Origin of the sequence: Mycolicibacterium brumae (assembly GCF_025215495.1) — a bacterium.
GTDB classification, from domain to species: domain Bacteria; phylum Actinomycetota; class Actinomycetes; order Mycobacteriales; family Mycobacteriaceae; genus Mycobacterium; species Mycobacterium brumae.
In genome coordinates this window covers 1,147,962-1,160,353 of record NZ_CP104302.1, presented here as the reverse complement: position 1 = coordinate 1,160,353, position 12,392 = coordinate 1,147,962, and the positions used below count along the sequence as shown (strand labels likewise).

General features: G+C 70.6%; 16 protein-coding genes. 5 read left to right on the top strand and 11 right to left on the bottom strand.

The genetic code is table 11. The features are described 5' to 3' along the window. Positions 1-59 precede the first annotated feature (59 nt). Together L2Z93_RS05785 and L2Z93_RS05780 are read left to right on the top strand one after the other, a co-directional pair. Positions 60-839 carry an SDR family oxidoreductase gene (locus L2Z93_RS05785; RefSeq protein WP_202971903.1) on the top strand — a complete coding sequence of 260 codons (780 nt, stop codon included), beginning with the start codon at positions 60-62 and terminating at the stop codon, positions 837-839. 58 nt (positions 840-897) lie between these two features. Further along, on the top strand, positions 898-1,509 hold the full coding sequence (locus tag L2Z93_RS05780; RefSeq protein ID WP_090585364.1) for a hypothetical protein: 612 nt from the start codon (positions 898-900) through the stop codon (positions 1,507-1,509). Here the strand turns inward: L2Z93_RS05780 and dprA are convergent. Genes dprA through L2Z93_RS05765 form a run of 3 tightly spaced genes read right to left on the bottom strand, consistent with a single transcriptional unit; the run spans position 1,415 to position 4,499 of the window. Then, positions 1,415-2,602, bottom strand: a complete 1,188-nt coding sequence (dprA, locus tag L2Z93_RS05775; protein WP_090585366.1) for a DNA-processing protein DprA — start codon at positions 2,600-2,602, stop codon at positions 1,415-1,417. The two genes, L2Z93_RS05780 and dprA, sit on opposite strands and share 95 nt — an antisense overlap. Next, on the bottom strand, positions 2,599-4,113 hold the full coding sequence (locus L2Z93_RS05770) for a YifB family Mg chelatase-like AAA ATPase (protein ID WP_090585367.1): 1,515 nt from the start codon (positions 4,111-4,113) through the stop codon (positions 2,599-2,601). The genes dprA and L2Z93_RS05770 overlap by 4 nt, the downstream gene beginning before the upstream one ends. Next, a complete protein-coding gene (locus L2Z93_RS05765; protein WP_090585369.1) occupies positions 4,113-4,499 on the bottom strand; it encodes a YraN family protein in 387 nt (128 codons plus the stop codon). The genes L2Z93_RS05770 and L2Z93_RS05765 overlap by 1 nt, the downstream gene beginning before the upstream one ends. Positions 4,500-4,699: 200 nt before the next feature. On the opposite strand from L2Z93_RS05765, the gene L2Z93_RS05760 reads away from it, so the two are divergent. Beyond that, on the top strand, positions 4,700-4,972 hold the full coding sequence (locus L2Z93_RS05760; RefSeq protein WP_234785981.1) for a hypothetical protein: 273 nt from the start codon (positions 4,700-4,702) through the stop codon (positions 4,970-4,972). A gap of 6 nt (positions 4,973-4,978) precedes the next feature. Here L2Z93_RS05760 and L2Z93_RS05755 read toward each other — a convergent pair whose 3' ends face one another. The 4 genes from L2Z93_RS05755 to rplS all read right to left on the bottom strand — a co-directional run bounded on the left by L2Z93_RS05755 (position 4,979) and on the right by rplS (position 7,268). After that, on the bottom strand, positions 4,979-5,284 hold the full coding sequence (locus L2Z93_RS05755) for a DUF2469 domain-containing protein (protein WP_003893809.1): 306 nt from the start codon (positions 5,282-5,284) through the stop codon (positions 4,979-4,981). Between the two features lie 73 nt (positions 5,285-5,357). Beyond that, positions 5,358-6,071 (bottom strand): ribonuclease HII, encoded by a 714-nt coding sequence (locus L2Z93_RS05750; protein ID WP_099541363.1) that lies wholly within the window; start codon positions 6,069-6,071, stop codon positions 5,358-5,360. Further along, positions 6,072-6,881, bottom strand: coding sequence for a signal peptidase I (lepB, locus tag L2Z93_RS05745; RefSeq protein ID WP_090585371.1), 810 nt, complete (start codon positions 6,879-6,881; stop codon positions 6,072-6,074). It abuts the gene before it with no gap. Positions 6,882-6,926: 45 nt separating this feature from the next. Continuing rightward, on the bottom strand, positions 6,927-7,268 hold the full coding sequence (gene rplS / locus L2Z93_RS05740; protein ID WP_090585373.1) for a 50S ribosomal protein L19: 342 nt from the start codon (positions 7,266-7,268) through the stop codon (positions 6,927-6,929). Positions 7,269-7,605: 337 nt separating this feature from the next. On the opposite strand from rplS, the gene L2Z93_RS05735 reads away from it, so the two are divergent. Then, the gene (locus L2Z93_RS05735) at positions 7,606-8,517 is read left to right on the top strand and encodes a hypothetical protein (RefSeq protein WP_090585376.1); all 912 of its coding nucleotides are present in this window, start codon (positions 7,606-7,608) and stop codon (positions 8,515-8,517) included. Here L2Z93_RS05735 and trmD read toward each other — a convergent pair. The 4 genes from trmD to rpsP are packed head-to-tail and all read right to left on the bottom strand — an operon-like array spanning position 8,514 to position 10,493. After that, positions 8,514-9,200, bottom strand: coding sequence for a tRNA (guanosine(37)-N1)-methyltransferase TrmD (gene trmD / locus L2Z93_RS05730; RefSeq protein WP_090585378.1), 687 nt, complete (start codon positions 9,198-9,200; stop codon positions 8,514-8,516). The two genes, L2Z93_RS05735 and trmD, sit on opposite strands and share 4 nt — an antisense overlap. A gap of 8 nt (positions 9,201-9,208) precedes the next feature. Beyond that, a complete protein-coding gene (rimM, locus tag L2Z93_RS05725) occupies positions 9,209-9,739 on the bottom strand; it encodes a ribosome maturation factor RimM (RefSeq protein WP_090585380.1) in 531 nt (176 codons plus the stop codon). A 3-nt stretch (positions 9,740-9,742) separates the two neighbouring features. Next, positions 9,743-9,985 (bottom strand): RNA-binding protein, encoded by a 243-nt coding sequence (locus L2Z93_RS05720; RefSeq protein ID WP_029114920.1) that lies wholly within the window; start codon positions 9,983-9,985, stop codon positions 9,743-9,745. Between the two features lie 55 nt (positions 9,986-10,040). Beyond that, positions 10,041-10,493, bottom strand: a complete 453-nt coding sequence (gene rpsP, locus L2Z93_RS05715; RefSeq protein ID WP_090585381.1) for a 30S ribosomal protein S16 — start codon at positions 10,491-10,493, stop codon at positions 10,041-10,043. Between the two features lie 258 nt (positions 10,494-10,751). Here rpsP and L2Z93_RS05710 point away from each other — a divergent pair, with 258 nt between their 5' ends. Then, the gene (locus L2Z93_RS05710) at positions 10,752-12,365 is read left to right on the top strand and encodes a diflavin oxidoreductase (RefSeq protein WP_090585383.1); all 1,614 of its coding nucleotides are present in this window, start codon (positions 10,752-10,754) and stop codon (positions 12,363-12,365) included. Positions 12,366-12,392 lie beyond the last annotated feature (27 nt).

Sequence of the window (12,392 nt, the reverse complement as noted above, 5' to 3'; positions counted from 1 at the left end):
CCAAATCATGTCACCGATGTCATGAAAAGTTCAACCAGGTTTTTTCAACCATGTCATCGATGACATACGGTGCCTGGACACCCATTTTCTTCAACCCGAACGAGAGGTACGACATGGCGCGTTTCGACGGCCGCACGGTGCTGGTGACCGGCGCGACGGGAGGCATCGGCGCGGCCACCGTGCGACGGCTCATCGCCGAGGGGGCGGAGGTGATCGCCACCGGGCGATCCGCCGACGGCCTGGCCGCGCTCGCCGAGGAGACCGGCGCGCAGACCCTGGCCTTCGACCTGGGCAGCGAAGACGAGATCCGCGACGCGGTCGGTGGTCTGTCACTGTGGGGCGTGGTGAACTGCGCGGGGTTCGGCGGCGAGATCGCCACTCCGCAGGACACCGACATCGACGTGTTCGACAAGGTGATCAACGTCAACGCCCGCGGCAGCCTGCTGGTCATCAAGCACGTCGCGCCCGCCATGATCACCGCCGGCGGCGGGTCGATCGTCAACGTGTCCAGCCAGGCCAGCCTGGTGGCGCTGCCCGGGCACATCTCCTACGGATCCTCAAAGGCCGCGCTGGACAACATCACCCGGGTCTCCGCCCTCGAGCTGGGGCCGCACAACATCCGCGTGAACAGCGTCAACCCGACGGTGGTGATGACCGAGATGTCGGCGTTCTACTGGGGCCGGCCCGAGATCGCCGAGCCGTTCCTGTCCCAGATGCCGCTGCGCCGCTGGGCGACCGAGGACGAGATCGCCGCGCCCATCGTCTTCCTGCTCAGCGACGACGCCGCGATGATCACCGGGGTGTCGCTGCCCATCGACGGCGGCTACTGCTGCCGCTGAACCCGGCCACGTGCCACCCTGGTTGACAGCCGTTTCGACGTCAACCAAGAGAGGCCCCATGGCCACACCGCAGTCGGAGCCCGGGCGCGGCTGGGCCACCCGGGTGTCCACCGTCCTGATGCCGCCCGAGGCGTCGCGGGGCGAACGCGCCGTGGGCTGGGCGGCCGCGCTCATCGGCGCCGCCCTGGGCGCCGGCGTCGCGGCCACCCACGGCGGGTCGGCGCTGCTCATTGTGGCGCTGACGGTGATCGGGTTCGACCTGTTCGGCGGGGTGGTCGTCAATGTGCTGCCGTCGGCGTCGACGCGGTTTCACGCCGGCGGTCCGCGCGGCCGGCTGCTGTTCGTGGCCGGGCACGCGCATCTGCCGGTGCTGGCGCTGATCACACCCGAGCTGAGCTGGCCGGCGGCCGGCGCGCTGTACGCGATCCAGCTGGGCTCCGCGGTCCTGATCGAGGCCGTCCCGGCGAAGCTGCGCCGGCCGGTGGCGTTCGCCTGCGCCGCCACCGTCATCACCGTCGCGGTGTCGGTCGTCCCCGTCCCGGCGGCGCTCGCGTGGGTGGCGCCGGTGCTGAGCGTCAAGTTGCTGATCGGCCATCTCCTCCGCCACGATCGAGTCCGCGCTCACGCCGGATGCGCCAGCGGCCGTCCCGGCTTTCGGCGAGGCCACTGAGTTCCAGCAGGGCCAGCGGACCCAGCACCTGCTCCGGCGGCAGCGCCGCCCCCAGCGCGATCTGCTCGACGGTGGCCGCGCCGCGGCCGGGCAGCGCCTCGTACACCCGCTGCTGGAGCGGAGTCAGGTGGTCCAGCACGGTCGCCGGATGCTCAGGCTCCTCCGCCAATTCCCCGCACCGCCCGGCCAGTTCGATGACGTGCTCGGCGCGGGTGACCAGTTCGGCCTCACCGTTGCGCAGCATCTCGTGGCAGCCGGCCGAGGCGGCCGAAGTGACCGGGCCCGGGACCGCGCAGACCCCGCGGCCCAGCATCCTGGCCCACGCCGCGGTGTTGGCCGCGCCGCTGCGCAGTCCCGCCTCGACCACCACCGTGGTCCGGCTCAACGCCGCGGCCAGCCGGTTGCGGGTCAGGAACCGGTACCGCGCGGGCCGCACACCGGGTGGGTACTCCGTCACCAGCAGCCCGCGTTGCGAAATCCGGTGCAGCAGCGCCGAATGCCCGGCCGGGTACGGCACGTCGATGCCGCAGGCCAGCACCGCCGCGGTGACGCCGTCGACGGCGAGCGCCGCCCGGTGCGCCGCCGCGTCGATCCCGTACGCGCCGCCGGACACCACCGCGAAGTCACGGTCGACCACCCCGACGGTGAGGTCCCCGGCGACCTGCTCGCCGTAGCAGGTGGCCGCCCGGGTGCCGACCATGGTCACCGCGCGCTCGGCCACCTGGTCCAGCCGCGCGGGGCCCAGCAGCCACAGCGCCAGCGGCGCGTTCGCCTCACGCTTGGCGTTCGCGGCGCCAGCGCGAAACGACGCGAGCGCCACCGCGGGCCACTCGTCGTCGTCGAAGGTCAGCAGGCGGCCACCCCGGTTGGCCAGCAGGTCCAGATCCGCTCCCGAGCAATCGGTTTCGCGGCGCGCGGCCACCAGCGCGGTCAGCGACTCGGGTTCGGCGCCGGTCCAGATGGCGTGCGCGGCGTCCTGCGGACCCACCCGACGGACGAACGCGATCAGTTCCGGGCACGGCGGCTCGGCGACCCGTGCCAGATAGGCCCAGGCCCGCAGCGTGGCGTCCGGCCCGCCGGCAGGCCCGGTCATCGCAGCGCCCCCGGGGCGCGGAAGCCGAGCGCTATCGCGACGTCGTCGACGCCCGGTGAGTTCTTGCCGGCCAGATCCGCGATCGACCACGCCACCCGCAGGCAGCGGTCGACGCCGCGGATGCTGAGCTGCCCGCGGTCCAGCGCGGAGTTCAACGGCCACATCGCGTCCCGGGTGAGCCGGAACTTGCGCCGCAACACCGGACCGGGCACCTCGGCGTTGGTGCGCACCCCGAGCACCCGCCAGCGATCCACCGCCGCGTCGCGGGCCCGGCAGACCCGTTCCCGCACCGCGGCGGTGCTCTCCCCCGATTCGCTGCTGATGGCGGGCGCGGCCACGGGATGCAATTGCACCTGCAGGTCCACCCGGTCCATCAGCGGGCCGGACAGCTTGCCGAGGTAGCGGCGTTTGACCGCGCCGGAGCACTCGCACAACTGCGGGTCGGGCGCCGCGCAGGGACACGGGTTAGCCGCCAGGATCAGCTGGAACCGGGCCGGGTAGCGGGCCACGCCGTCGACCCGGGCCAGCCGAACCTCACCGTCCTCCAAGGGGGTTCGCAGCGCGTCGAGCACGGCCGGCGCGACCTCGGCGCACTCATCGAGGAACAGCACCCCGCGGTGCGCCCGGCTGACCGCCCCGGGTCGGGCGACGCCGCCGCCACCGCCGACCAACGCGGCCACCGTCACGGTGTGGTGCGGCGCGACGAACTGCGGCCGGGTGATCAGCGGGGTGTCGTCGGCCAGCAGGCCGACGATCGAGTAGATGGCGGTGACCTCCAGCGCCTCGCTGTCCGACAATGGCGGCAACAGCCCCGGAAGTCGCTGCGCCAGCATGGTTTTCCCGACGCCGGGCGGGCCGGTGAACATCAGGTGATGCGCCCCGGCGGCGGCCACCTCGGTGGCGAACCGGGCCTGGGTCTGTCCGACGACCTCAGCCAGATCGGGTGTGGCGTCGGTGACCACCGGGGCGGCAGACACACGCCGCGGCAGCAGTTCGGCGGTCCCGTCCAGCCACCGCAGCAGATCGGTCAGCGTCCGTGCGCCCAACACCTCGATGCCGTCGACCAGGCTGGCCTCGGCGAGATTGCCGGCGCCGACCACCGCGGTCTGCCAGCCTTCCCGGGCGGCGGCCAGCACCGCCGGCAGCACCCCGCGCACCGGCCGGATCCGGCCGTCGAGCGCGAGTTCGCCGAGCAGCACGGTCTTCTCCAACCGCGGCCAGCGGAGTTTCCGGGCGGCGTACAGCGCCGAAATCGCCAGCGCCACATCGTAGGAGCTGCCGGCTTTGCGGAGCGTGGCCGGCGACAGCGCCCAGGTCAGCCGGCTGTCCGGCCAGCGCTGCCCGCAGTTGGTGACCGCGGCGCGGACCCGGTCCCGGGATTCCTGCACCGCGGCGTCCGGCAGGCCCACCAGGGTGACCCCGGGCAGTCCGCGGGACAGGTCGGCTTCGATCTCGACGATTTCGCCCTGCAGTCCGCGCACCGCGACCGAGTGCGCCCGCCCCAGCGTCATCACCGGACTCCCTTGAGGTGGGTCAGTTCGGGCGCCCGCCTACTGCGCAGCCGCACCCCGACGACGTCGATGCGGATCCGCGGCCAACTGCCCGGCTGGTCGGCCAGCCAGAGCCCGGCCAGCCGGCGCAGCCGCTGGAGTTTCGCGCGGGTCACCGCGTAGGGGATGCCGCCGTAGCCGTCGCCGGTGCGGGTCTTCACCTCGACGAAAACCAGCGTGCGCGAACCGGAGTCGCGAGGTTCCTCGGCGATCACATCGAGTTCGCCGTAGCGGCAACGCCAATTACGCTCGATGATGGCCATGCCGAGGGATTGCAGGTGCGCGACGGCGAGTTCCTCACCGAGCGCGCCGATTTCGGTGCGGGTGCCGGGCAGCGGAGATGTCATGACCTCACGGTGCGCGCCGGGGGCGACAGAGATGGTTCACCCGCAGGAGGTTTGAGCCTCCGACGGGCTGGTTATCCACATCTTCGAGTTCGTCCACAGGCCGACGGAGGGGTCTGCGGAGAAACTAGCGCGCAAAGTTCATCGCAACGCTCCGGGGCGCCTCCCCGATTTCTCTCAACCTCAGCTTTACCCTGAGCCGCGTGACGATCGCGACGGCCGACCTGGAAATCTCGCTGGCAGCCCTGGAGTTCGAACCTGAGATCCTGTGCAGTTGCAAGGGTCTGTGCTCACACGAAGATCACGCCGCACACTGGTGGATCACCCTGTCCTGCGGATGCCACTACCCGTTCTGCCAGCGCGCGCTGAGCCTGGCCAACCTGCGCCTGCGGTTGCGCACCCTGGACTGCCGACTGTGCGGCGCGGAACGTATCTCGGTGCGCCGAGTCACCAGGATCCGGCCCGAACAGCCCTGATCGCCGCTACTCGGGCAGCCGCAACTCGGGCTTCTCGACCTCTTCGATATTGACGTCTTTGAAGGTGATCACCCGCACCTGCTTGACGAAACGGGCGGGCCGGTACATGTCCCACACCCAGGCGTCGGCCAACCGCAGTTCGAAGTACACCTCGCCGTCGGCGTTGCGCGGGATCAACTCGACGCTGTTGGCCAGGTAGAACCGGCGCTCGGTCTCCACGACGTAGCTGAACTGGCCGACGATGTCCTTGTACTCGCGGTACAGCGAGAGCTCCATCTCGGTTTCGTACTTTTCGAGATCCTCAGCGCTCATGCGCTCGCTCCTCCGCAGGGCTCGTTCCTCGCCCCGCATCGTCGACTCGCGGTGCTCATGCGTCCATTGTCCCTTACCCGTTGCCCAGACGCCGTCGGGGGCGCGCCGCGTCCTCGACGGCGAGGCGCCCGTTGAATTCCGCGGCCGCGCGCCGCACGTTGACGTAGGAATACCGGTGCTCGTCGCACGGGCCGAGTTCGGACAGCGCCGCGGTGTGCGCGGCCGTGCAGTAGCCCTTGTGCTCGGCGAACCCGTACCCGGGCCGGCGGCGGTCCAGCTCGCACATCAGTCGGTCCCGGCTCACCTTGGCCAGCACGCTGGCCGCGGCGATGCAGGCCGCCACCCCGTCGCCGCCGATCACCGGAAGCGACGGCGCCGCCAACCCGGGCACCCGGAAACCGTCGGACAGCACGTAACCGGGCCGCACCGTCAGGCCGGCCACCGCGCGGCGCATGCCCTCGATATTGGCGACGTGCACGCCGAGCCGGTCCACTTCGACCGAGTCGATGTACACCACGTGATAGGCCAGCGCGTGCCGCTGGATCAGCGGGAACAGCCGCTCCCGCTCGGCCGCGCCGAGCTTCTTGGAGTCGTCGAGGGCGGCCAGCGATTCGCGGCGGCCTGGCCCCAGCACGCAGGCGGCGACGACCAGCGGTCCCGCGCAGGCGCCCCGCCCGACCTCGTCGACGCCGGCCACCGGACCCAATCCGCTGCGGTAGAGCGCCGACTCCAGCGTCCGCAGGCCGCCGGATCGGCGGATCACCGTGCGTGGCGGCCAGCTGGGCAACTAGTCCCCCTGCTGCGGGTTGACCGTGATGACACCACCCCAGCGGCCCGGCGGCCAGGCGATGAACCGCGCCTTGCCGATCACATTGGCCACCGGAACGGTGCCGTACTCCGGGTCGCCGGTGCAGTACACACCGGTCTGGTTCACGTCCGTCCCGTTCTCGCAGTGCCCGCGGGAGTCCCAGGAGTGCGTGCGGTTGTCGCCCATCACCCACAGCTTGCCGTCGGGCACCGTCACCGGCCCGAACTCGTTGCCCAGGCAGGGCCGTGCGGCCGGATCCACACCCATCGTCTGGACGTCCAGGTAGGGCTCGTGCAGCGGTTTGCCGTCGACGGTCAGCCCGGTGTCGGCGCGACAGGCGACCGTCTGCCCTCCGACCGCGATCACCCGCTTGACCAGGTCGTTCTCATCGGGCGGGACGAATTTGAAGACCGACAGCGCATTCTGCACGGCGCGCAGCACCGGATTCTCCGAGCGGATCGACTTGTAGCCGACGTTCCAGTTCGGGGGGCCGAGGAAAACGACCACGTCGCCGGGCTCCGGATCGGAGAACCGGTAGGTCATCTTGTCGACCATGATGCGGTCGCCGGTGCAGCCGGGGCAGCCGTGCAGCGTCGGCTGCATGGACTCCGACGGGATCAGGTACGGCTGCGCGACGAACGTCAGGGTGACCCAGTAGATCGCGATGGCGATGGCCGCCAGCGTGGCGATCTCACGCGTCGCGGACGGCTTCTTCTTCGGCGCGGGATTCTCGCCGGAGCGTTCGTCTTCCGCCGAGGCGGGGTCTACCGGTTCCGAAGCGTCGGTCACGGAATCAGAATGCGATCAGGGCAACTCGGCGCGGGCCGAGCGCTTTCAGCGCTTTTCCTTGATCTTGGCCTTCTTGCCACGCAGTTCGCGCAGGTAGTAGAGCTTCGCGCGACGGACGTCGCCGCGGGTGAGCACCTCGATGTGGTCGATGTTCGGCGAGTGCACCGGGAAGGTCCGCTCGACGCCGACGCCGTAGCTCTCCTTGCGGACGGTGAACGTCTCGCGGATGCCACCGCCCTGGCGGCGGATGACGGCGCCCTTGAACACCTGGATGCGCTCCTTGGCGCCCTCGATGACCTTGACGTGCACGTTCACGGTGTCGCCGGGGCCGAAGGCCGGGATGTCGTCGCGCAGCGACGCCTGGTCGACGAAGTCCAGCGTGTTCATCGGTGACTCTTCCTTGCGTTCGCGGTTCGTGCGCAGCGGTGTTCGCCGGTGATCAGGCGAATCGGCGCCGAGCCGATGGGCATTCGGGGGTCTGCCGCCGCGAGCGGCGCGAACCGGCCGGCGGAGACAACTGCTCAATTGTGCCAGATGCCGCGCCGCCAGTGAAATCGCGCCGCGGCGCCGGCCCGGGCCGGGACGCCGGCGTGAGCGGCGGCACAGCCGCTGCCAGCGCATCGGCTTCGCCAGAGGCCGCCGGACACATTAATCTGAGCGGGACGAGGGCCGATGTCGAGCCCCCGGGCCGCGGCCCGGAATCCACTCGCGGTGAAGGAGAGCGATGCTTCGGCGCACGGCGACCGCGCGGCGGATGACGTCGGTGACCTCGGCCCTGCTGGTCGCGATTCTGACCGCGGGCTCCACCAGCGCCTGCGAGGCCCGGGTCTACGCCGAGCCGGCGTCGGCGGGCCAGGACCTGGCCGCCCCGCAGGCCCCGCTACCCAATCTGTCGCTGCTTCCGCCGACCGCCGCGCTCGAGGGACTGCCGAGCCGCGCCCAGGACGCCGTCGCGCAGGCCGCCGATCAGGGCGCGCAGGTCACGGTGCTGGTGTTGGACCGCACCACCGGCCAGCAGGTCGCGGCGGGCTCACCCCGCGCGCTGGCCACCGCGTCGGTGGCCAAACTGTTCATCGCCGACGACCTGCTGCAGCGCGACCCCGCCCTGGACGGCGACGACCTCGCGAAACTGCGGCAGATGCTGCGCTCCTCCGATGACAACGCCGCCGAGGAGTTCTGGAACCGCAACGGCGGGGACCAGATCATCGGCCGGGTGGCCGCCCGCTACGGACTGGGGTCGACGTTCGGCCCGCCCAATGGCCGGTGGTGGAACACCCTGACCACCGCGGGCGACCTGGTCCGCTACTACGACATGCTGCTCCGCGGCGCCGGCGGGCTGTCCCGCGAGCGGGGCGACATCATCATCGGGGCGCTGGCCCGGTCCACGCCCAACGGGCTGGACGGCTACCCGCAGCGCTTCGGCGTTCCCGACGGGCTCTACGGCGAGCAGGTGGCCGTCAAGCAGGGCTGGATGTGCTGCATCGGGGCGGACTGGATGCACCTGTCCACCGGCGTGGTCGGCGCGGACCGGCGCTACGTCGTGGTGGTGTACTCGCTGCAGGCCGGCGACGACTTCGCCGCCCGCGAGACCGTCACCGACGTGGTGAAGACCATGTTCCCGGGCGGGAAGATTTAATCCAGCAGATCGGGGCGGCGGGCCTGGGTGCGCTCCAGCCGCTGCTCGTGGCGCCAGGCCGCGATCCGGGCGTGGTCCCCGGAGAGCAGCACCGCGGGCACGTCCAGGCCGCGCCAGCTCGGCGGGCGGGTGTAGCTGGGCCCTTCCAGCAGTCCCCCGACATGCGCCGAATGCGAGTCGTCGCGGTGTGATTCGGGGTTTCCGAGCACCTCGGGCAGCAGCCGCACCACGGCTTCGACCATCACCAGGGTGGCCGACTCTCCCCCGGCGAGCACATAATCGCCGATGGAGACCTCCTCGACCCGCATCCGGGTGGCGGCGTCGTCGGCGACCCGCTGGTCGATGCCTTCGTAGCGTCCGCAGGCGAACACCAGGTGCGATTCGGCGCTCCAGCGCGCGGCGGTCTGCTGGTCGAACAACGCGCCGGCCGGCGTCGGGACCACCAAAAGCGTTTCCGGCGTGCAGATTTCGTCGAGCGCGTCGCCCCAGACCGGCGCCTTCATCACCATTCCGGGCCCGCCGCCGTACGGCGAGTCGTCCACCGAGCGGTGCACGTCGTGGGTCCAGTCCCGCAGGTCGTGAACGCCGAGTTCGACGATTCCGGCGTCGATCGCCTTGCCGGGCAACGATTGTCGCAGCGGCGCCAGGTAGTCCGGGAAAATGGTGAGGACGTCGATCCGCATCCGCGGCTCTACCCCAGCGCTTCCAGGTCGAGCAGGCCTTCGGGCGGGTCGATCTCGACCACACCGTCGGCCAGCGACACCGTCGGGACGATGGCGGTGACGAACGGCACCAGAATCTCGCGTCCCGCTTCGGTTTTCACGCTCAGCAGCTCGCCCGCCGCGGTGTGCAACACCTCGGCGACCACACCCACCGGTTCGCCGCCGACGGTGCGCACCGCGAGGCCCTCGAGTTGGTGGTCGTAGTACTCGTCGGACTCGTCGATGGGCGGCAGCTCGGCGGAGTCCACGACGAACAATGTGCCGCGCAGCGCGTCGGCGGAGTCACGATCGCGGACGCCGTCGAGGCGCACCAGCAGTCGGCCGCTGTGCTCGCGGACCGTCTCGATCACGAAGTCGCGATCAGGCGCCCCGCGAAAGCCCTTGGCGTGCAACGTCTCACCTGGTGAGAACCGGAGGTCCGGATCGTCGGTTCGAACCTCGACGACGATCTCGCCGGTGATTCCGTGGGCCTTGGCGACCCGGCCGACGACCAGTTCCATGGACTACTGGTCGGTGTCCACCACGTCGACGCGGATGCCGCGGCCGCCGATGCCGGCGACCAGGGTCCGCAGGGCGGTGGCGGTCCGGCCGCCACGCCCGATGACCTTGCCCAGGTCATCAGGGTGGACGTGGACCTCGACCGTGCGGCCGCGCCGGTTGGTCACCATGTCGACGCGGACATCGTCGGGATTGTCGACGATGCCGCGAACCAGGTGCTCTACCGCGTCAACGACGACGGTGCTCATTTGCTCGCTCCTCCTCGGGGCTCGTTCCTCGCCCCGCATCGTCGACTCGCGACGCTCATTCAGCTGCTGCTTCTTCGGCGGGGGCCTCGGCGGCGTCGGCGGCTGCCTCGTCCTTCTTCGGCGCCTTCTTCTTCTTGAGCGTGACGGCGTCGCCGGTCGAACCGCCGTCGGCCTGGGCCAGGGCGGCCTGGAACAGCTCCAGCCTGCTGGGCTTGGGCTCCTTGACCTTCAGGGTGCCCTCGGCGCCGGGCAGGCCCTTGAACTTCTGCCAGTCACCGGTGATCTTCAGCAGCGCGAGCACGGGCTCGGTCGGCTGCGCGCCGACACCCAGCCAGTACTGGGCGCGCTCGGAATCGATCTCGATGAGGCTCGGCTCGTCCTTCGGCTGGTACCGGCCGATGACCTCGATCGCCCGGCCGTCGCGGCGGGTCCGCGCGTCGGCCACGATGACGCGGTACTGCGGGTTGCGGATCTTGCCGAGCCGGGTCAGCTTGATTTTGACAGCCATGTGTCCAATATCTCCTCGGGTTGCCACGCTGCAATTCGGCGATCACGGGCGGATGTGCCCGGATCCGGTTTTGCCTCACGTGTGTGACCGCTGCGCAGCCGTGGTCGCGCCGCAGACGGCTGCTCATTCTGCCAGAGTGAACGGCCGGGAAAGAAATCCAGCCGTCGCGGCCCGGAGCGGCGAGGTGCATCGCGGCTCCGGTTCACGTAAGGTAACCCTAATTAAGACATCCCTAAGAGAGTACGGGAGGATGGTCAGGTGTCTGACACCGACTTCGCGCTGACCATCGGCTACGCCAGCGACATGGGCAACGCCGAATCCATCGCCGTCCACCTGGCCGAGGCGTGCCGCCAGGCCGGCCTGGACACCGAGGCGGTCGAGCTCAACACCATCGAGCCGACCGCCCTGTCCGACGTGTCGCACCTGGTCGTGGTCACCTCGACCTGGGGCGACGGCGAACTGCCGGACAACGGATCTCTCTTCTGGGAGGCGCTGTCCGCCGACGACGCGCCCGCCCTGGCGGACCTGAGCTTCACCGTGTGCGGGCTCGGAGAGAGCACCTACCCGCTGTTCAACAACGCCTCCAAAGTCATCGACGCCCGCCTCGACGAACTGGGCGCCACCCGGATCGCCGACCGGCAGATCTACGACGAGTACATCGACGGCGACGCCGCGGACTGGGTCGCCGACACCGTCAAGCTGCTTGAAGCCGCCCGCACCGCCACCGTCGGCGCCGACGAGACCCCGGCCGTCACCGAGCATGACCCGTCGGTCCTGCAGTGGGAGCGCAAGCATCCGTTCCGCACCCAGATCCTGGTCAACCGGCTGCTGACCAAGCCCGGCTCCACCAAGGAGGTCCGGCACTACGAGCTCAGCCTGGACGGCTCCGACATCACCTACGCCGCAGGCGATTCGGTGGCGGTGCGCCCGGTCAACGACCCCGCGCTGGTCGACGCGATGCTCGATCACCTCGGCGTCTCCGGCGACATGGTGCCCGACGGCTTCACCAAGCCGCTGCACGAGCTGCTGTCGCACCGCGAGATCCGCGCGCCGCACCGCGAGCTGCGCGCCCTGGTCGGCGCGCGCACCACGCACGCCGAGACCAAGGACGTGCTGCTCGGGCTCGACCCGGAGCGACTGACCGAGTGGCTCTACGGCCGCGACCTGCTGGACCTGCTGGAGCACGCCGAGGTCACCGTCGACGAGTTGCTGGAGCACCTGCGCCCGCTGGCCGCGCGCGACTACTCCATCGCCTCCAGCCCGTTGGCCCATCCGGAGCGGCTGCACCTGACCGTGGCCACCGTCCGCTACCAGATGGGCGGGCGGGAGCGCGGGGGCGTCGCCTCGAACTACCTCAACCGCGCGGGCGGCCAGGAGGTCGAGATCCACCTGCGCCCCAACCACACTTTCCGGCTGCCGGCCCCCGACGTGCCGATCATCATGATCGGCCCCGGCACCGGCGTCGCGCCGTTCCGGGCGTTCCTGGAGGAACGACGGGTCACCGGCGCGACCGGGCGCAACTGGTTGTTCTTCGGCGACCGCAACCGGGCCACCGATTTCCTGTACCAGGAGGACCTCGAGGGGTTCGTCGCCGACGGCACCCTGAACCGGCTGGACCTCGCGTTCTCCCGGGACGCGGGCGAGAAGGAGTACGTGCAGCACAAGATGGCGGACAACGCAGCCGAGCTGTACGCCTGGTTGCAGGACGGCGCGCGCGTGTACGTCTGCGGCGACGCCACCGCGATGGCGCCCGACGTCGACCGGGCGCTGCGCGCGGTGGTCGCCGACGGCGGCGGGCTCGACGCCGACGCCGCGCACGCCTACGTCAACGACCTGATCCGCGATCACCGCTACCTGCGCGACGTCTACTGATTTCCGGACACCCGCACGGACGCTTAG